Below are 19604 nucleotides of genomic sequence, written 5' to 3' on the forward strand. Positions count from 1 at the left end.
ATAAGAATTTTCAGGGTTTTAAACACTGTTCAATCTTTCATTTTCAAGGTTCAGTCTGTTGCCTGTTCTCATCAGCAACTCGTTCATTATATCAGAGCTGTTTGATTTTGTCAAGCACTTTTTTGAAAAGTTTTTTCCGAAGCGTTTCCGTTTCGCTTTTCGTGTTGCTCAACAGCAACTTTGATAGTATATCATGTTGTCTTCGCTTTGTCAACAACTTTTTTATCCTATCTTTTTTGCTGTTCTTCACTGCTCTCGCAGTGGTATATACTATACCATGTCTGTCAAATTCTGTCAAGCACTCTCTTTCACTTTTTTATTTTTTGTGTAAGACATAAACAATAACATATTCTGAACTGCCTACCCCAGACAGTTCAGAATACTCATCATCAACCAGTTAAACAGATTATGCTCATAGAGAAAAGTCAGACACACGCTCTCCTGAATCTGTCCGAGAATTGGCTGTACCCACCCGGCAGACGAACAGGCGCGCACAAGAAGCGCGAGCGTCCACAGGATAAAAAGTCCCTCAAGTCCTCCAACAACTGCTCCTGCAAGCTGATTGACTCCAGACAGAATCGGCAGTCTCGAGACCAGATTCAGGCAGATTCCGATTCCCCGCAGAAGAAAGAACGCCACCATAAAGACCAGCACAGAAACAATCAGATTCAACATCATATTCGATAGAGAGCGCTCCAAATACCCCCGGAACGCATCCACCCCGAGTAATTTATAAATCTCATAGTTGTTGTTTGCCAGAAGTGCATCTTTCATCTGGGACGGAAGATGAAGCCGTCCGATCAGTTCTCTCTGCTGTGCCGGAAGCAGATCCCCGAGCTCCGCCCCTGGACCTCCCGCAACTTTCAGCAGTGCCTTTCCTATCACGGAGTAGAGATTGGTATGCTTCCGCAACAATCCCGTCACATAGGGGACTGCAATGCGTGCAAAAACCATCCCGACAATCAGAGAAGACACCGTGAGGATCTTATGAATCAAACCGCGGTAATGACCATACAGAATCATTCCAAGCAAAAAAATCACTACCAACCAGAAAAGCCAATGATCCATGATTTCCTTCATCATCAGCCCTCTCTTCTCAGCACCAGTTTTTCAATTGCCCATGCAACTCCATCCTCATCATTCGATGCAGTCACATAATTGGATGCTTCCTTGATCTCCTCTTCTGCATTTCCCATTGCGACTCCGACGCCAGCCTTTTTCATCATCGTCAAATCATTTCCGCCATCACCAAATCCCATCGTCTCCTCCGGTTTGAGTCCCAGATACCTGGCAAGACGCAGAATTGCATCTCCCTTCGTCGCTCCGAGCGCATTGATTTCCAGATTATCCTTAAATGAAGAGCTGATGACTACGTCACCTCTCGCCTCAAGTGCCTTCTTTGCGCGCGCTCTCTCCTCAAGATCATCAAAAAAGTAATTGATTTTTTCCGCCGGAATATTTAACTGGCGCACTTTCTCCGCCACATCCGGCACAACCTTTCTTGTAGCACGGATCATTCCCTGAAGCGTCGCCGGAATCAAGAATGACTCCAGATTTTTGAGAAATCTCTCCTCACCGAACGCCTCTCCATTTACATAGACATCATACATGGTATGAAACTGATGTGCCATCTCAAGAATCTCGAGCGCCTGCGTGCAGGTTAATTTTCTCTCATCAATGATCTGATGCTCCCTGACATCCTCCACGACCGCTCCATTTGTCGTGATCGCATAGCGAATACCCGGGAATTCTCGGATGAAATCAGGGATTCCTCCCCAAATTCGTCCGGTACATGGCACTACATAAATCCCACGGCGCACACATTCCTCGAGAACCGACCGATTTCGGTCGGACAGCCTCTTCTGACTGTCCAGAAGAGTTCCATCCAAATCCAGAGCAATTAACTTGATATCCATCTTTCTCCCCTTATATGATACAAATAATCTTACAGCGTACACCTAGTGCATACACTTAGCCTGAACTCACCCGACTTACAGAAGTCGAAGCTTCCTGCTTAAATAAAATGCTCTTCCTTCAGAATCAGCAGACCATCCTTGTCATACTTGGAGGAAAACAATCCCTTTAAACGATTTCCCATCGAAGGTTTCTCTGCGCGATCTGCGGCTTCCTCAATCAGATCCTCCGCCGCCGTCTTCGTCAACGCAATCCCATCCTCTTCCATGATCTCGATTCTTTCATAGAGTGCAAGCATGCTCTTTCCGGTGATGCTACAATCGATGTCCGACGCATATTTGCAACAGTACTGTGCAAATTCATCGATATCCATCTCTGCACCATCATCCTCCTGATACTCTTCCTGCTCATACTCCGGCTCCGGGTCCGGAGCGCGCATTGCACCGTCGGTTACCGGCTCAACCTGTCTCACCGGACGCTCCTCTTCCCTCTCAAACTCAAAGCCGTCATTTTTTTCCGGCCTTTCTGATTTTTCTGATCTCTCGAGTCTCTCCGGCTCTTCCTTCTTGGAAAGTTTTACGGTTGCAGTTGCACCCACCTTCGCTTTTGCCTTCTGCGCCTCTGCGTATCTTCTGCCATCCTCGTAATAATCTGGCTCTGCACCTCTGCCTTCGGATTTTCTACTTCCACCACCATCAATCGGCGAAATCTCCACATCAACCTCTGCCTGCTGAGGCTTCGCCGGATGAACTTCTGTCATCTGCGCTGACTGTGCCTGAGAAACTGACTTTTCTGCCGGACGCACTGCTGAGGTTCCGGAAACGTGATGCAAGCTATCTTCTTCTCTTCCACTCTCACAGGAAATGCGCTCAAAACGAGCCGTGAGGAATGGATTCTGGCGGTTCATCGTCTCCATCTGCTTCGGGTTGTCAATCAGGAGAATTCTCATTCCCGTCGTATCACGCTCAATCATCTGATCCAGTTCTTTCAGCATTGCAGATGTCAGATCGCCTGCCTCCTCGACAATCAGATCTTTTCCTGCCAGCTTGGAAGCACTCGCAAGGATTCCTCTCTTGTTTAAGCGAGAACCTGTAATCTTTGCAACCGGGTTCTTTCTTCCGCTCTCTCTGTGAATCTCCTTGAGTGTCTTGACTGCAAGCTCGAGTCCCTTCTCCGGAGTGCGCGCCTCAATCATCAGATAATTCTTGATGCTCGGCTCTGCCTCATCCTCCTCGTCGAGATCTTCGACTATCATCTCTGGCTCCTCGATCTTAACTGCCTTCTCTGCGATTTTTGAAGTTGCAGAAAACGCGCTCGATGAAGAAGATCCCGGAGCGGATGATGTTGCCGGTACCGGAGATGGAGCACGGCGAATCTCGCTGAGCACTCTGGTCTTTCCAAGATCAGAATCTTCCTGAACCGGAAGATCTTTTAAACGTGACATTTCCCGTGCCAGACTCTGCTCAACCTCCGCCTGCTTCACTGCAACCGCAATGTTCTCCTTCTCATATGGCAGATCCGGCTTCGGAAGCGGAATCTCCTCCGAGATTTCTTCCGGTTCTGCAACCATAGTCGGTGCGGTCACTCTCTGTGCAGTCTCCGGCTCAACTTCTTCCCGAACATCCATACCCATATCCTGACTCGGGGCAGACTCATCCCCAGCAACCGCATTTGCAGACTCACCAAGCAAACTTTCGGATTCTGCCACTGTGCTCTGTGTCTCAGCCTCAGCATCCACGTTTCCATCTACATCTGCTGCCTCTGCACTTACCACTGCAACCGGCTCTGTCTTCTTTGTCGCCGTCTGCTCCGCTTTCTTTGCCGATTCTGTATCCACAGTCTCCACAGAAGCCACAGCTTCTTCTTCTGCCTTCTCAGGCACCTGAACCTGATTCTCGATCAGATTCTTGACCTGATTCTCAGCTTGAACAGATTCAACCGTCTCAGCAGTTTTATCACGCTCATCCATCACTGTGTTTTCTACCTCTGCAACAGCTTCCTCATTCTCCTCAAACTGCTCATCAGGAAGAAGATCTGCATCGTCCACCTCATCAGAATCATTCTCCATCTCAAGAGATGCCATTCCATCACCTGATGCAAAGGACTGCTCCACAGCGCGCAGTTTCTCCTCATATTTGTCACGGTTCTCCACAAGATCTGTCTGGTACTTGTTGAGCGGTGCATACTGAACTTTCAGTTCCATCGCCTTGTCCACATACTTGCCCAGACCAAACATCAGCATAATCTTATCGCAGGTTGCAACACAGCGCTCCGCATTTCCTGCCTTCTGGTAAAGCTCGGCAAGTTCGTACAGCCACTTCTCATCAAGCTCCTCTGCATTGTAGCTTTCGAGAGAGTGAATCTGCTGTTCCAACGGTGCGTTCATCTGCTTCAAAATCTTATAGCGCAATAACTGCTGGCGCGGATCATCTCCTGCTAAATCACAGAACTCCCGATAATAATCCTCTGCCTCCTTGATATTGCCCTCTTTGAGAGCCAGATCCGTCAGCTTGTACAGCAGACGTTTTCCGATCGGGGCACGCTCAAATGCCAGAAGCAGAATGTCCTTGGAATCCTGATACTCTCCGTTTTTCTCATAAATTGTCGCAACCATTGAAAGCAGATTGGCATTGCGAACCTTCTTCCAGTCAATCGTGTCTGCAATCTTCATTGCCGTCTCATAATCTCCACGATTGACGAGCTTTCTCATCTGCTCTATTTTTATGTTAAACTCATACTTATCCATCTTATGCACTCCTCATCCGCATTCCATTTTCCTTACATTGCGATTTTTATTAAACCTGCACTTCCTATTCGCGCTCTTGCATCTCAAATCAAAGTGGAATACGGCCCTCCAGCGCCCTCGAAAGGGTCACCTCATCTATATATTCCAGATCTCCGCCAACCGGCACTCCGCTCGCAATCCGCGTTACGCGAATTCCCGTCGGTTTCACCAGTTTGCTGATATACATCGCTGTCGTCTCGCCCTCAAGACTGGAATTGGTCGCAATGATCACTTCCTTCACATCGCCCTGAAGACGTTGCATCAGCTCTTTTAACCTGATATCATTCGGTCCGATTCCCAGCATCGGGGAAATCGCTCCGTGCAACACATGATAGACACCGTCATACTTTCCGGTCTTCTCATATGCAGCAAGATCTCTGGTATTTTCCACTACCATAATCGTTTTATGATCTCTCCGATCACTGCTGCAAATCGGACAGAGTTCCTGATCAGTCAGTGTCCAGCACTCCTTACAATACCGGATATTAGCTTTCGCCTCTGTAATCGCCGAAGCAAGGCTATCCACCTGCTCCTGTGGCATATTGATGATATGAAAAGCAAGTCGCTGGGCGGATTTATTTCCCACGCCCGGCAACTTTGACAGTTCTTCCATTAACCGCGTAATCTGACTGCTGTAATAATCCATCTTAGAACGGGAATCCTCCGCCCAGACTGCCGAGTCCACCGGTCAGCTTCGACATCATTGCCTGAGACTCCTCATCTGCCTTGCGCATTGCCTCGTTTGTCGCTGCGACAATCAGATCCTGAAGCATCTCGATGTCGTCCGGATCTACAACTTCCTCAGAGAGTGCTACGGAGAGAACCTCCTTCTTTCCGGTAACAGTCACGGTCACAGCTCCGCCACCTGCGGATGCAGAGTACTGCTTCTCCTCAAGCTCTTTCGTCGTCTCCTCCATCTGTCTCTGCATTCTCTGTGCCTGCTTCATCAGATTATTCATATTGCCCGGCATTCCGCCCGGGAATCCACCACGCTTTGCCATGTGTCTTTCCTTCTCTTTCTTTTCTTTTTTATTTTTCTTTTTCTTTATTGTTTTTGTTTAAATCTTTTCTTTAAAACCTTTTCTTCAAATGAAATCTGAGACTTGTCTCTAGTCTAATCCTCCACCTGGATCTCCATGTGGATCGCCTCTTTGAGTTCCTCGTCGCTGACGTAAATCGTGTTTAAGCGCTCGCCTTCCTCTCTGAGACGGGTCTTGAAATAAATGTCTTTCCCGTATCGCTCTTTTACATGCTTTTCAAGCTCACCGAGAATCGTCGGTCTGCTTCCAATCTCGTAATTGTCGCGAATCGAAAAGACGATGCAAAGACAGCTCTCTCCACTCGGCTCAAGAATCGTGTCGCGAAAACTCGGTCGGATCGCTCCGCCGAGCTCGCGGATAATCTTCCCCCACTCCTGACGGATCAGATTCAGATCTTCAAGCTGTGCCTTCGGAATCGCGACCTGCTCAGGCGCAATCAAAGCAGGCTGGGAAATCATCTGCATCCCGTTACCGCCTGCGACCGGATTATCTGAAAGTCCAGAAATCTCTGCGCCAGCGCCAGCCTGTGCGCCGACCATACTATTTCCCGGATTTCCATTTGCCATTTCCGCCATCTGAACATTCATCTGCGCACTCATCCGGGCGCTCATCTGCTGCATCATCGCCTCGGTCATCACCGGTGTCTCGTCAAGACGCTCCTCAAGCTCATTTAAGCGTTGCAGGATCGAGTCGAGATTCTGCTCCATCTGAGGTTTTGTCAGCTTGATCAGCGCAATTTCAATCAGCACTCGCTTTTGGCTCGCATAGCGGAGCTGACCGGAGAGTTCCGAGAAAATACGAATGTAGCGCATCAGGGTCTCCCCCTCAATCATCTGCGACTCTTCCCGAAGCTGATTCAAGTTTTCCTCCGACATTTCAAGCATGCTCTCTGCATCGTCCGTCGTCTTTAGGATCAACAGATTTCGCAGATACCAGATAAAATCGATGACAAACTGTCCGAGCTCGCGTCCCTGAATCACCATCTCCTCGAGCTGTTTCATGCACACAGTCGTGTCCTTCGCAATCACAGCGCGCAGAAGGGCACTGAAAACGGACGTATCGACGGCACCGAGCACATCGAGAACATTGTCATAAGTCAGAAGCGTGCCATAGTGAAATGCCACGCACTGATCGAGCAGACTCAGCGCATCTCGCATCGAACCGTCTCCGGCCTTCGCGATGTAGCGCAGTGCCTTCTCCTCGACCTCGATTTTCTCCGCAGTCACAAGCTCGCGAAGGCGCGTCGCAATCGTGTCAATCGTAATTCGCTTAAAATCATAGCGCTGACATCTCGAGAGCACCGTGATCGGAATCTTGTGTACCTCCGTCGTCGCCAGAATAAAAATCACATACGACGGCGGTTCCTCAAGTGTTTTTAAAAGTGCATTGAATGCCCCGACAGAAAGCATATGCACCTCGTCAATGATATAGACCCGGTATTTTCCCTCCGTCGGTGGGTACTGAACCTGCTCACGGATTTCACGGATATTTTCTACACCATTGTTGGATGCCGCATCAATCTCCACCACGTTCATGGAACTTCCGGTCAGAATACTCCTGCAAGTCTCACATTCGTTGCACGGGCTTCCATTGACCGGATGTTCACAGTTGACAGCTCTCGAAAAAATCTTTGCAATCGAAGTCTTTCCGGTTCCTCTCGTTCCGCAGAACAGATAGGCGTGACCGATTCTCTGGCTGATAATCTGATTTTTCAGTGTCTGTACAATATGATCCTGCCCGTAAACATCATCAAATCGGACAGGACGCCATTTGCGGTAAAGTGCGGTGTATGACATAATGTTCCCTCAATTCTATTCGTCTCCGAAACTGATTCCCACCATCTTCGCTTCCTGAATCATAGCGCAGTTCGGATCAACGGTCTTTAAGCGTCCGGCAACTTCCTCCAACGGAACCTCTGCGATCTCGTTGTTTTTCACAGCTACCATATAGCCATATTTTTTATTCTGAATGAGCTTTGCTGCCTCTGCTCCAAGGCGGGTCGCAAGCACACGATCGTAAGGACTCGGCTCTCCACCTCTCTGCATGTGACCAGGAACTGTCACTCGGACTTCCTGACCGGTCATCTCGGTGATCTTTGCACCAAGCTCATAAGCAACAGACGGATAAACCAGTCCGCTCTTTTTCTTTTCTTTCAGTTCTTTCTTTGTCAGTCCGGCATCCTCTTTTGAGATTGCGCCCTCTGCGACAGCAAGGATCGAAAAACGCTTGCCCTGACGGGTTCTCTCTCTGAGTGCGCTGATGACAACATTGATATCATATGGAATCTCCGGCAGAAGAATAATATCTGCGCCTCCGGCAATTCCTGCATAGAGAGTCAGCCAGCCGACCTTATGTCCCATGACCTCAACGATAAAGACACGTCCATGGGAAGCTGCCGTGGTGTGAATACAGTCGATTGCATTCGTCGCCACATTAATCGCACTCTGAAAACCAAAGGTAATATCGGTTCCCCAGAGGTCATTGTCAATCGTCTTTGGCAGGGATACAATGTTAAGTCCCTCCTGTCTTAAAAGATTTGCAGTTTTCTGACTTCCGTTTCCACCAAGAACCACAAGACACTCGAGCTTCAGCTTGCGGTAGGTGTGCTTCATCGCTTCCACCTTGTCTAAACCATTCTCATCCGGAGTCCGCATGAGCTTAAACGGCTGTCTGGAAGTTCCGAGAATCGTGCCTCCCTTTGTCAGAATTCCTGAAAAATCAGATGGTTTCATGATTTTATAATCTGCATACATCAGACCCTTGTAACCATCCTCAAATCCTACAATCTCCACATCCTCATACATCTTGTATAAAGCCTTTGCCACACCACGCATGGTTGCATTCAGGCTCTGGCAATCTCCGCCACTTGTCAGCATTCCTACTCTCATGGAAGACACATCCTTTCTCTTCACTCTCTTTGAATGTTATCTGGTCCTATCGGTGTTACAATGTTATCTTACGGCACTTTCCTCGATCGATAGATTCCGACCGATATTTGATTCTCTTGATGCTTTTGCTTATTTACTCAAATTCTTTTTAAAATGGGCGAGACTCCACCCATTTTGATATTATACTCCAACAAATTCCCGTTTGTCTATCAATTATTATCTTCGTTTCTTACGGTTTCTTGAATAAAACCAAAAAAGAATGTGCCTTGGCGCATTCTTGCGCCGAGTGCAAAAGAGGAACCTGACAACCTCCCGGTCGATCAGATTCCTCTCTCAGTTTCGTATTTCTATGTCTTATTTTTTGTGATTGCACGGTCAATCTGTCCTCCCACAATCACCCATTTTTATAATTAAATCCGCGCATCCCGCTTTGTATAAGGCTCACAGGCGTTACCCTGACAGCCAGCTCGGCCCAGGCTCCCTTACGGCACACAGAAGGTCCCACTTAGTGCTGCTGCATTCCTGCCCTGACACGGTTCATGAGGTTCTGTTGCGTAAGACCCAAACGTCAACGCCACTTATCAGGGGCAGCCCTGCAAGTCCATATCCGAGGCGGGATATCACCTCTGCTGGAGCGGATTGCAGATACAGGGCACCGCTATCTCCCCGGCTGCGCGGAAACTTTATAACGTAGTCATTTGGACGACAACGTATTCTCATCTCTTTCACGTTGTCTCGTCTTGCGATCATTTTGTTTTATGAACGCTGTTTTTTTAGTATACCGTTCCGTCCTCATTTTGTCAAGAAAAACGTTCCTGTCCTCATTTCTACTTTTTTCTCAGACTCAAAAAGAAATTCGTCAGGAGATCGGAACAGATTTCTCCGAGAATTCCCTCTCTCAAATCCACCTGATGATTCAATCCTTTCTGGTGAAAGAGATCCATCACCGATCCGGCACAGCCTGCTTTCGGATTTCTGCTCCCGATCACAACCGTCGGAACCCGCGCCTGCACAATTGCCCCCGCGCACATCGGGCACGGCTCAAGTGTAACGTAGAGCGTACAGTCTTCAAGGCGCCAATCACCGAGTTTCGCACACGCGCGTCGGATCGCTGTGATTTCCGCATGAGAGAGCACGGTCTTGTCGGCATTTCGGCGGTTGTATCCGCGGGAAATAATTTTCCCGTCTTTCACAATCACACAGCCGATCGGCACGTCGCCAAGTTTTCCTGCCTTTTTCGCCTGACGAACTGCCTCTCTCATAAAGCCTTCATCCATCTCTCTCTGCGCTTCCAAAACCTGCAGTCGACGCTGTTCTTCCTGACGCTTTTTTTCCTGTCTCTGCTCCCAGCGTTTCTGCCTCGTCGCTTCGCCCTTTTTTCTCTCTGCCCGCTTCTGTTCCTCTGTCAAAATTACAGTCTCCACAGCCAGATTTTTATCACCCTGTTTTTTCTGATCCATCCTTAATTCCATCCTCGTTCTGTGCCATTTCTTTTTTTATTTTCCCTGATGTATTCCTGAATTCTCTTAACGTTTTCTCTTTTTATTTTCTCAGTTTTTCACAGACGAATTTCCGTGTACCAGTAACCAAAACGACCGTCCTGATCCGGCTGTTTTCTTGCCAGCACAAAGTGCGGAAATCCAAACATCGATGCAAGATATTTTTCATTGCTGAAATAATGTCCCGGCACTCCAAGCAGATAGCGGTACGGTCCCTGCGGATTGTTCATCCTCGCAAGAATCAGATGACGGTAATTGTAATAGCCGTGCAAGAGAAAACTGTTATTCCCGTAATGCCAGATCTCACGCGGTAAAAGTCCAATGTCCTGTGGGCGAATGGAAAGGATCTCACAGCCCTTCTCATAGTCAAATGCAAGCACGCGAACGTATCTGTGCTGAAGCTGTTTCCAGAGATGATCCGCTCCATTATTCTCGCGCTCAAGGCGATCAAGTTCTCTGAGAAAATCGGAATTTTCAAGTTCCGGAAATGGCTCTGTCTCCGCCGGTTTCTTCTCCCTTTTTTTATCATCATTCTTCTGATTTTTATCATCATTCTTTTGAGTGTTTTTGGAATTTTCTCCCTCTTGTAAAGTGTTTTTCTTCGTCTCCTTCCACCGCTCTTTCAGCTTTTCTTCGAGAACATTTCTTTCAGGTTTTTGGGACTCCGATTTTGGCGCTCCCGATTGAGAAATTTCTGCATCCATCTCATTCGGAATGTCGTTTCCAAAATTATTTTCCATCGCGACATTTTGTACCGTGCGAATTGCGGAGGAGAGAAGCCCCGATGCCGTCCCGTTTCCGGAAATTGCAGTGCGAATTCCCGCCATCAGACGGGCAACCGTATCCACCTGCCCGAGCGTATTCTGGGTGGAATTTGCTTGCATCGCACTCTGCTCCTCTTTTTTTAAATCTTCTTTTCCATAACTTTCTTTTTTGAGATTTTCTTCGGACAACACCGTCAATGTTTCGTTCATTTCCCCCCATGGAGCAGCCTCGTCCTGCCATTTTTCCTGTGCAGTCAATTCTCGCTCAATCTCACTCGAAATCGGAAGCCTCTCGTCGTCAACGTCCGTCTGGTCAACCGGATTCTGCTGGCTCTGATCCTCCGAGACTTCCGGATTTTCCAAACCTTCTGAACTTTGATCTGTATACTTCTGATCTGCATGGTCTGGAAGGTTCTTCGTCTCAGAAGCCCTCTCGCCGGCGTCGTTCTCCTCTTCCCTCTGCGCCAAATCTACTTCTGGCTTTGGCTCGCTCTGCTTCACTTCCATCCGTTCTTCCTCGGATTGATTTTCCTCGATCCGACTCGCATTTTTCTGCTCTTCGTCAATCTTTCTCTGATTCTCTGCAGTCACATCCGCAAGCTCAAGCTCCGCAGTCTGAGCAACTGCATCTTCCCAGATCGTTGTCCAGCACTGCCACGCATTCTCCACATCGTGAATTGTGAGTCCATAGCACTGATCAATCCGGCATCCGCTCCCGTCAATATTATCCGGATTCACCTGAGTCCGATATTCTCCCGCCCCATTCCGGATAAAAATTCGCCCCAGAAGCAATTCCTCTCCCGGGGTCAAAAGATACACGCCGATCTCACCTCCGCCCACATAGATGTGTTTGACATTCGCCTGAATCCGGCACTGTCCACCACGGATCTCGATCTTTGCATACCCGATATTTTTTCCTTTTACACTGCCCTCATACGCATAGATGTATGAAATAAGTCTTCGATAATGAGACATGCACTCACCCCTTTTTGCCGTCCATCCAGCGTCCATTTTTTCATGACTGCAAACCACTTTCTCTGTTTCTTATGCTGTCATTTTTATGGACAACGCTCTGCTTTTCGCACAGAACCGATACCGTCCTGCGCCCCTACATATCAAGTGTATGAGTGGCATATCTCATTTATGATTTTTCTTTTAAATTATAATTCGACAAGAAGATCTGTCAGTTTTGCAAACTGTTCAAGTGTCAGCGTCTCTCCACGGACTGCCGGCGGAAGTCCCATGCTCTCGATTGCGCTTGCAATCTGCTCCTTTGTGAAATGCAGATCAGATGCATTGTTAAGTCCATTCTGCAACGTCTTTCTGCGCTGATTGAATGACGCACGAATCAGGCGGAACATCATCTGCTCATCCTTCGTCTGAACCGGTGCATCCTTGTGGCGCGTCAGACGAATCACCGCAGAACCTACACTCGGGCGCGGAATAAAACAGTTCGGCGGAACATTTGCAACGATATATGGCTCTGCATAGTACTGAACAGCAAGAGAAAGTGCTCCATAATTCTTGGAACCCGGACCCTCCTGCATTCTGTCTGCAACTTCCTTCTGCACCATAACTGTGATATTGTCAATCGGGACATGGCTCTCAAAAAGTCCCATGATGATCGGCGTCGTGATGTAGTACGGCAGATTTGCGACAACCTTGATCGGACGTCCGCCGTTGTACTTCTCTGCAAGCTCTGCAATATCCACTTTCAGAATATCATTGTGAATCACCGTCACGTTATCATAGTCCTTGAGCGTCTCCTGAAGAATCGGAATCAGGTTATTATCGATCTCGACTGCAACCACACGACCGGCTGACTCCGCCAAATACTGCGTCATCGTTCCGATTCCCGGTCCGATCTCGAGAACCATATCATCTTTCGTAACGCCTGCTGACGCGATGATTTTTTCCAGTACATGCGGATCAATCAGAAAGTTCTGTCCGAACTTTTTCTGGAATGCAAATCCATATTTCTGTATTACTTCTATCGTATTTTTCGGGTTTCCAAGTTTTTCTCCCATCGGCAATTTTTACTCCTTCTTGTGTTCGGTTTTTCCCATCCAAAATGCGTTTTCATTGTATCAGCTTTTATGCCCCAGTGCAAGATTGCAACAGACACTTATGACAGCTACTTATGCTAGACACTTACGCCCAATGATTAGACCATCACAAACGGTCTGACGCTTATAGCTGACAATTATATCCGGCAATTACATAATTACACCAGACGATACATCTTCTTTGCGTTCTGATTTGTCACCTCAATAATCTTTTCCTCCGGGATCTGCTTGATCCGGCTGATCTCTGCGACCACATATGGCAGATTCAGCGACGAGTTTCTCTTTCCGCGATTCGGAACCGGTGAGAGGTACGGGCAGTCAGTCTCAAGCACAATCCGGTCAAGTGGCATGTACTCCACAACCTCTTTCAGTTTTTTTGCATTGTTAAACGTCAGGACTCCGCCGATTCCGAGATAAAATCCCATGTTCAAATATTCCTTTGCCTGCTCGAGACTGTATGAATAACAGTGAATCACACCGCCGATCTCTCCCGCCTTCTCCGCCTTCATCAGATCCATCGTATCTTTTGCTGCCTCACGGCTGTGAATGATCACCGGAAGTTTTGTCTCTTTCGCAATCTCAAGCTGGCGCACAAACCAGTGCTTCTGCACCTCCGGTTCCGGCTCTTCCCAGTGATAGTCAAGACCGATCTCCCCGATTGCAACAACCTTCGGCTCTTTTGCGACATGCTTCAGCCAATCGATCAGATGATCGTTTAACTCTCCGGTCTCATTCGGATGAACACCGACTGCTCCGTAGACAAACGGATATTTTTTTATCAGTTCCAGTGTATTTTTTGTCGTCTGGATGCTCGCTCCGACATTGACAATCGCCTCGATTCCATTTTCCGGAAAACTGCGAAGAAGTTCATCTCTGTCAGCGTCAAAGGCTTCATCGTCATAGTGTGCGTGGGTATCAAAAATCATCCTTTTTCCCTCCTGTAAAATTATTTCAATCAGCTTCAATAACTGGGGTAAAAAAATACTCTGACTCAGAATGATACCTCATGATACCATACCTTCCAAGCCAGAGCATTCCTATCCGAGGATTCTTGCAATACCTGCGAGAATCAAAAGATGGAGCGGATAAAACGTGTAGAAAAGATATTTCCAGTTTGCTTTTCCCCGCTCCCCGTTATAAAAATAGATCAGAATAAACGCAAGCGGTGCGGAATTCTCCCAGAGAACAGATAATGCACCAAAGATTGCCTGCCAGCGACGATTTTCCCTGAGCGCATAGAGAAGCACAATCAAAAAGACTCCGAACGCTCCGTAATCACAGTCGACCATCATCGCCATCAGACAAAAGCCCCCTGCCGAGAGTACCTGAAAGACTGATTTTCCCTCACACTTTTTCCACGCGCTCATCGCACCGATTCCAAGCAAAAGCGTAAAGGCAACATTCTGATAATCCCAGTAAAACGCTTTCCCAAAAATTGCCAGATCAAACGGAATCTCCGAGACGCAGGCGAGCAGGGCAAGGCGCATCGCATAATCTTTGACACTTCTCGTATGAACAAAACCCTCAACTAAGAGAAAACAGAAAATCGGAAAGGCAAGGCGCCCGATCAGGCGCATCACCAGATCCAACTTCCACCACGGTCCCGGCTGGGCGAGAGCGAGGGCATAATCCACCCCCGCTGTCTGTCCGCCGAGGAAACGGTTCTCAATCAGCACAACCGCACTGTGGTCGATGAACATCGCGATCATTGCAATCCACTTGAGCACATTTCCACTGAGATAAACCGTGCCGGGTGTTCCCATTCTCCCGTTCTTCTGGTTCGTCTGCGGTCTGTATGATCTGATTTGACTGCTTTTTCTATTTTGCACAGTCATTTAGCAGATCTCCGCTCCTGCCGGCATCTTCTTCTCCGGAACCATCAGAGACAGATTTCCATCTGCATCCTCTGCGCACAGAAGCATACCCTCAGAGAGTACACCGGCGAGCTTTGCCGGCTTCAGGTTTACGACAACCATAACCTTCTTTCCGACCATCTCTTCCGGTGAGTAGTGAGCCTTGATTCCGCTGACAATCTGCTTTACCTGGCTTCCAATCTTTACCTGAGAGCACAGCAGTTTCTTGGACTTTTTCACTGCCTCACACTTGATGATCTCGCCAACCTGGAACTGAAGTTTCGCAAAATCATCGTAGGTGATCTCCGGCTTTGCCTCGATGTCGATCACCGGCTCCTCGTCGGTCTTATCCGGTTCTGCCTCAGCCTTTGCACTTGTCTGCATTGCCTCAACCTTCTCCATCACTTCCTTGAGATCCATACGGGCAAACAGAATCTCCGGCTTGTCGGTCACATGCTCACCTGACGGATACAGACCAAACTGGTTCATATCAGCCAGCTCACGCTTCTGTGCATGGAGCTGATTCAGGATCTTCTCGGAGGTCTCCGGCATGAAGGACTCAAGCAGGGAAGCGCCGATCGTGATTGCCTCAGTCAGGTTGTAGAGAACGGTCGCAAGGCGATCCTTTTTCTCCTCATCCTTTGCAAGAGACCACGGCATCGTCTCATCAATGTACTTGTTGCAACGACGGAAGATGTTGAAAATCTCAGTGATCGCATCTGCAACGCGCAGATCGTTCATCTTTGCATCAGTCTTCTTCACGGACTCGAGAACTACATTCTTCAGATCCTCATCGACAGCCTCGCTGGCCCCACCGTTTCTGACCTCTCCGCCGAAGTACTTGTTCGTCATGGAGATCGTGCGGTTTACAAGGTTTCCGAGGATGTTTGCAAGGTCGGAATTCATGCGCTCTACCATCAGCTCCCAGGAGATCACACCGTCGTTCTCGAACGGCATCTCATGAAGAACGAAGTAACGAACGGCATCCACACCGAAGAAGTCTACAAGCGTATCTGCGTAAAGCACATTTCCCTTGGACTTACTCATCTTGCCATCACCCTGTAACAGCCACGGATGACCGAATACCTGCTTCGGAAGCGGAAGATCGAGAGCCATCAAAAAGATCGGCCAGTAAATCGTATGGAAGCGGATGATGTCTTTTCCGATCAGATGAAGGTCTGCCGGCCAGTACTTCTTGAACAGATCACCACTCTCACCGTCGCAATCATAGCCGAGACCGGTGATGTAGTTGGTCAGTGCATCCAGCCATACATAGGTGACATGCTTCGGATCGAAGGATACCGGAATGCCCCAGGTGAAGGAAGTACGGGATACGCACAGATCCTGAAGACCTGGGAGCAGGAAGTTGTTCATCATCTCATTCTTTCTCGATACCGGCTGAATGAACTCCGGATGCTCGTTGATATAAGCAATCAGGCGATCTGCGTACTTGCTCATCTTGAAGAAGTATGCCTCTTCCTTTGCCGGCTGTACCTCGCGTCCACAGTCCGGGCACTTGCCGTCTACAAGCTGAGACGGAGTCCAGAAAGACTCACACGGAGTACAGTACATGCCCTCGTAGTAGCCCTTGTAAATATCACCCTGATCATAGAGCTTCTTGAAAATCTTCTGTACCTGCTTCTCGTGATCCTCATCCGTTGTGCGGATAAATTTGTCATAGGAGGTGTTCATCAGATCCCAGATTGTCTTGATCTGTCCTGCCACCTTGTCTACGAACTCCTTTGGTGTAATGCCCTCTGCTTCCGCTTTCAGCTCGATTTTCTGACCGTGCTCGTCCGTACCGGTCTGGAACCGTACCTCGTAGCCCTGAGCCCTCTTATAACGGGCAATGCTGTCCGCCAGCACAATCTCGTAGGTATTGCCGATATGAGGCTTACCGGATGTGTAGGCGATGGCAGTTGTGATATAATATGGTTTCTTACAATTACAATCCTGATTCTGACACATGAGCCATTTTCCTCCAAATATATAAACTAAAGTACTCAAACTATATCACAATCCGTGACAAAACTCAAGAAACAAGCGATTGGGAATCTGAAGTGCCGAAAAAATCCGTTCTCATTTATACCATTTGTAAAACGCAGGAATTTAACCCAATCTTGCCAAATCTCGTTTTCTGCGCTTATAATACGTTCTGGAAATATTCAGTGATACATGATAATATCTGGAAATTAAAGAAATCCAAAGGAATGGAAAAAATCACAGTGAATACACTATAAATAACACGAAAGGATTTTATTTTTATGAAGCAATCACGAAAACGGATTTTTTATCGAGTACTTGCGATTCTTCTGACCGCCGTCTGTATGACCGGCTGTCTGCCTCAGATTTTCAGACCATCTGAGAATTCGCACTCCTCTCAGAACTCTTCTCAGACCGCCTCGACACTCGACAGTCCAGAGTCTTCCTCCAGAGAGTACGAGCAGTATGATGAACAAAAGCTTGCAGAGCAGAAACATTTTTCCGAGGTCGAGGACGAACTTTTTAAGTGGGAAGCCTCCCGCTCCCTGCTCGACCTTCATTTTCTTCTGAGAAATCCGTCAGATGCCGGTATTGACAGCGCCAGGCATCTCTATGCGCCGGTCTCTCTCTCGGAACTGAAGCAAAACCGCACTGATCGCGAAACGATCAAAGAGACCCTTGATTCGTTCTCCCCGTCTCTTCTCACCGATGAGCAGAAACTCACACTTCAGATCCTTCAAAGCTTTCTGCGAACAGAGTCAAAGAGCGATGGACTTGAACTCTACGCCCAGCCTCTCGCGCCGACAATCGGCATTCAGGCACAGCTTCCAGTTCTTCTCTGCGAGTACCCGTTTTACTCGCGTGAGGATGTTGAAAATTACTTTAAACTTCTCGGCGAACTCGGGGATTACTACGGACAGATTCTCGCATTTGAACAGCAGAAGGCAGAAGCCGGACTGATGATGAGTGATGCTTCTTTAGAGCGCGTCATTTCATCGTGTGAGGGCTACCTTCTCGTTCCGGGGAACAACTTTATGATCGACTCGTTTAACAGCCGTCTCGACGATATCGGCGATTTGAGCGAGGACGAAAAACAGACTTTCCGACAGAAAAATGCAGAACTTCTCGAGAGTGATTTTGTCCCCGCCTATCAGACTTTGATTGACGGTCTGACTGCACTCAAAGGAACCGGCAAAAATGAGAAGGGACAGTGCGGATACCCGAACGGCAGGAGATATTATGAGTATCAGGTTTTCTCTGCTACCGGAACTTCCTATTCCTCACTCTCTGATCTTCTGTCGGCAATCGAGGACAGCATTCGCGACTCCCTGCTTGAAAGTTCAGAGATCTTAAAGAGACGACCGGAACTTCAGGAATCTTTTCTGAATCCGGAATTTCGGCAGAAAGACGCTCCCGCAATCATGGAGGAGATTAAAGCGCAAACGCTTCAAGATTTCCCCGCACTTCCGGAATGCAACTACACAATCCGGGAAGTCCCGAAGGCACTGGAGCTCTCTTTAAGTCCTGCATTTTACCTGACCTCCGCGATCGACGACATTGAGAACAATGTGATCTACATCAATCACAGTGACCGCTATGCCTCCCAGCCACTCTACTCTCTGATCGCTCATGAAGGTTACCCGGGGCATCTCTATCAGACCGTTTATTTTCACTCTCAAAATGAATCGTCCCTGCGGAAAATCCTTTCATTTCCGGGATATACAGAGGGGTGGGCAACCTATGTCGAACAGTATGCCTACACACTCGACAACGGGCTTGATTCCGATCTTGGAAAGCTAATCTCTGCGAATGCAAGTGCCTCACTTGGCATTCAGGCGTGCCTCGATCTCTATGTCAATGCCTACGGCTGGGAAATTCCTCAGATCGAGGAGTATCTCTCCGACTACTACGAGAAGCCGGAAGAAGTTGCCTCTGCACTGTTTGAAACTCTTGTCGACAATCCGGCAAACGCACTCTCCTACTACGTCGGATTTCTCGAGTTTGACCAGATGAGAAAGACCGCTGAGAAAAAACTCGGGGAACGATTCTCACTGATGGAATTTCACCGTTTTCTTCTTGATATGGGAAATGCCCCGTTCGATGTGATTGGGCCTTATTTCTCCGCATGGCTGAACGACCAGAAATTCTAAAAAAGAGAGAGCTAAGATCTAATCTCATATTTAGATCTCTGCTCTCTCTTTTAATTTCTTTTTTGATTTTTCTCTTACTTATCGCTGAATCCCTGATTGTCGGCAATTGTCTTGTCTCCGGCTTTGATCGTCAGATACTGCACATTCAGGTTCTCGGTAAATGTGTTTACAATGGCCTGTACCGTCTGATCCTTTGCATCATCCGGGAACTGGCTTAATTCAAGAGTGCCGTACTCATCCTGCTGTGTCGGTGCCTCCGTCGGCATACCCGGCTGTGGCTTTGCAATTCCAGGTCCAGCTTCCTCGCTTGCCACGCTTCCCTCTGTCTTGTAGGAAACGGCCTTCGTTCCATCTGCAAGAACGTTATACTGAATCAGCAGATCGACAAGTGACTGCGCATCGAGAGTCTCAACGGACTCCATCTTTACGTTCAGCTTGCTTCCGTCCTCAGCCGGTGCGTAAATCGATACGACCTCCAACTGCGGAGCGTCCATATCCGGATTCTTGTCTGTCACAACACCCGGACCCTGTGTGGATGTCGGTCCCTGTGCCTCTGTCTGCTTTACCTCACCGGTCTTATTCTTCTCTGTCGTCGGTGTACATGCTGCTAACGAGAAAACCATCATGGCTCCGATGAAACACATGATTGCTCTTTTCATTTT

General features: G+C 48.1%; 14 protein-coding genes, 1 other RNA gene and 1 pseudogene. 1 reads left to right on the plus strand and 15 read right to left on the minus strand.

Annotated features, from left to right (window positions below):
• Window positions 1-360: 360 nt before the first annotated feature.
• From AC4EVX_RS08430 to metG, 14 genes and pseudogenes are all read right to left on the minus strand, one after another.
• A complete protein-coding gene (locus tag AC4EVX_RS08430) occupies window positions 361-1083 on the minus strand; it encodes a CvpA family protein (RefSeq protein WP_177977824.1) in 723 nt (240 codons plus the stop codon).
• Complete coding sequence (locus AC4EVX_RS08435; RefSeq protein WP_177977823.1) at window positions 1083-1916, minus strand: Cof-type HAD-IIB family hydrolase; 834 nt, start codon at window positions 1914-1916, stop codon at window positions 1083-1085. The genes AC4EVX_RS08430 and AC4EVX_RS08435 overlap by 1 nt, the downstream gene beginning before the upstream one ends.
• Before the next feature lie 98 nt (window positions 1917-2014).
• Window positions 2015-4660, minus strand: coding sequence for a tetratricopeptide repeat protein (locus AC4EVX_RS08440; protein ID WP_490159986.1), 2646 nt, complete (start codon window positions 4658-4660; stop codon window positions 2015-2017).
• Between the two features lie 88 nt (window positions 4661-4748).
• Window positions 4749-5345: a recombination mediator RecR gene (gene recR, locus AC4EVX_RS08445; protein ID WP_308451432.1), complete on the minus strand. Its 597-nt coding sequence runs from the start codon at window positions 5343-5345 to the stop codon at window positions 4749-4751.
• Between the two features lies 1 nt (window position 5346).
• The gene (locus tag AC4EVX_RS08450) at window positions 5347-5700 is read right to left on the minus strand and encodes a YbaB/EbfC family nucleoid-associated protein (protein ID WP_177977821.1); all 354 of its coding nucleotides are present in this window, start codon (window positions 5698-5700) and stop codon (window positions 5347-5349) included.
• Window positions 5701-5813: 113 nt separating this feature from the next.
• Complete coding sequence (gene dnaX, locus AC4EVX_RS08455) at window positions 5814-7535, minus strand: DNA polymerase III subunit gamma/tau (RefSeq protein ID WP_308451433.1); 1722 nt, start codon at window positions 7533-7535, stop codon at window positions 5814-5816.
• A gap of 15 nt (window positions 7536-7550) precedes the next feature.
• A complete protein-coding gene (locus AC4EVX_RS08460; protein WP_308451434.1) occupies window positions 7551-8627 on the minus strand; it encodes a 6-phosphofructokinase in 1077 nt (358 codons plus the stop codon).
• 416 nt (window positions 8628-9043) lie between these two features.
• An RNA gene (ffs, locus tag AC4EVX_RS08465) (signal recognition particle sRNA large type) lies at window positions 9044-9305 on the minus strand.
• 149 nt (window positions 9306-9454) lie between these two features.
• The gene (gene tadA / locus AC4EVX_RS08470; protein WP_308451435.1) at window positions 9455-10087 is read right to left on the minus strand and encodes a tRNA adenosine(34) deaminase TadA; all 633 of its coding nucleotides are present in this window, start codon (window positions 10085-10087) and stop codon (window positions 9455-9457) included.
• Window positions 10088-10185: 98 nt separating this feature from the next.
• A pseudogene (locus AC4EVX_RS08475) lies at window positions 10186-10584 on the minus strand (DUF6128 domain-containing protein); the annotation flags it as partial.
• 1466 nt (window positions 10585-12050) lie between these two features.
• The gene (rsmA, locus tag AC4EVX_RS08480; RefSeq protein WP_177977818.1) at window positions 12051-12917 is read right to left on the minus strand and encodes a 16S rRNA (adenine(1518)-N(6)/adenine(1519)-N(6))-dimethyltransferase RsmA; all 867 of its coding nucleotides are present in this window, start codon (window positions 12915-12917) and stop codon (window positions 12051-12053) included.
• Between the two features lie 197 nt (window positions 12918-13114).
• On the minus strand, window positions 13115-13882 hold the full coding sequence (locus AC4EVX_RS08485; RefSeq protein WP_177977817.1) for a TatD family hydrolase: 768 nt from the start codon (window positions 13880-13882) through the stop codon (window positions 13115-13117).
• Between the two features lie 111 nt (window positions 13883-13993).
• The gene (locus AC4EVX_RS08490) at window positions 13994-14719 is read right to left on the minus strand and encodes a TraX family protein (RefSeq protein ID WP_177977816.1); all 726 of its coding nucleotides are present in this window, start codon (window positions 14717-14719) and stop codon (window positions 13994-13996) included.
• 72 nt (window positions 14720-14791) lie between these two features.
• Window positions 14792-16777, minus strand: a complete 1986-nt coding sequence (gene metG, locus AC4EVX_RS08495) for a methionine--tRNA ligase (protein WP_177977815.1) — start codon at window positions 16775-16777, stop codon at window positions 14792-14794.
• A gap of 296 nt (window positions 16778-17073) precedes the next feature.
• Between metG and AC4EVX_RS08500 the strand changes: the two genes are divergently transcribed.
• Complete coding sequence (locus AC4EVX_RS08500) at window positions 17074-18942, plus strand: DUF885 domain-containing protein (protein ID WP_490159987.1); 1869 nt, start codon at window positions 17074-17076, stop codon at window positions 18940-18942.
• A gap of 74 nt (window positions 18943-19016) precedes the next feature.
• On the opposite strand, the gene AC4EVX_RS08505 is transcribed toward AC4EVX_RS08500, so the two are convergent.
• Complete coding sequence (locus AC4EVX_RS08505; RefSeq protein ID WP_490159988.1) at window positions 19017-19601, minus strand: hypothetical protein; 585 nt, start codon at window positions 19599-19601, stop codon at window positions 19017-19019.
• Window positions 19602-19604 lie beyond the last annotated feature (3 nt).

The sequence above is a fragment of the Brotaphodocola sp. genome (assembly GCF_983179755.1).

What these genes read in the sequence shown, in the direction of transcription:
- AC4EVX_RS08430 (WP_177977824.1), bottom strand. Translation starts at nt 1,083, where the DNA reads ATGATGAAGGAAATCATGGATCATTGGCTTTTCTGGTTGGTAGTGATT.
- AC4EVX_RS08435 (WP_177977823.1), bottom strand. Translation starts at nt 1,916, where the DNA reads ATGGATATCAAGTTAATTGCTCTGGATTTGGATGGAACTCTTCTGGAC.
- AC4EVX_RS08440 (WP_490159986.1), bottom strand. Translation starts at nt 4,660, where the DNA reads ATGGATAAGTATGAGTTTAACATAAAAATAGAGCAGATGAGAAAGCTC.
- recR (WP_308451432.1), bottom strand. Translation starts at nt 5,345, where the DNA reads ATGGATTATTACAGCAGTCAGATTACGCGGTTAATGGAAGAACTGTCA.
- AC4EVX_RS08450 (WP_177977821.1), bottom strand. Translation starts at nt 5,700, where the DNA reads ATGGCAAAGCGTGGTGGATTCCCGGGCGGAATGCCGGGCAATATGAAT.
- dnaX (WP_308451433.1), bottom strand. Translation starts at nt 7,535, where the DNA reads ATGTCATACACCGCACTTTACCGCAAATGGCGTCCTGTCCGATTTGAT.
- AC4EVX_RS08460 (WP_308451434.1), bottom strand. Translation starts at nt 8,627, where the DNA reads ATGAGAGTAGGAATGCTGACAAGTGGCGGAGATTGCCAGAGCCTGAAT.
- tadA (WP_308451435.1), bottom strand. Translation starts at nt 10,087, where the DNA reads ATGGATCAGAAAAAACAGGGTGATAAAAATCTGGCTGTGGAGACTGTA.
- rsmA (WP_177977818.1), bottom strand. Translation starts at nt 12,917, where the DNA reads ATGGGAGAAAAACTTGGAAACCCGAAAAATACGATAGAAGTAATACAG.
- AC4EVX_RS08485 (WP_177977817.1), bottom strand. Translation starts at nt 13,882, where the DNA reads ATGATTTTTGATACCCACGCACACTATGACGATGAAGCCTTTGACGCT.
- AC4EVX_RS08490 (WP_177977816.1), bottom strand. Translation starts at nt 14,719, where the DNA reads ATGGGAACACCCGGCACGGTTTATCTCAGTGGAAATGTGCTCAAGTGG.
- metG (WP_177977815.1), bottom strand. Translation starts at nt 16,777, where the DNA reads ATGTGTCAGAATCAGGATTGTAATTGTAAGAAACCATATTATATCACA.
- AC4EVX_RS08500 (WP_490159987.1), top strand. Translation starts at nt 17,074, where the DNA reads ATGAAGCAATCACGAAAACGGATTTTTTATCGAGTACTTGCGATTCTT.
- AC4EVX_RS08505 (WP_490159988.1), bottom strand. Translation starts at nt 19,601, where the DNA reads ATGAAAAGAGCAATCATGTGTTTCATCGGAGCCATGATGGTTTTCTCG.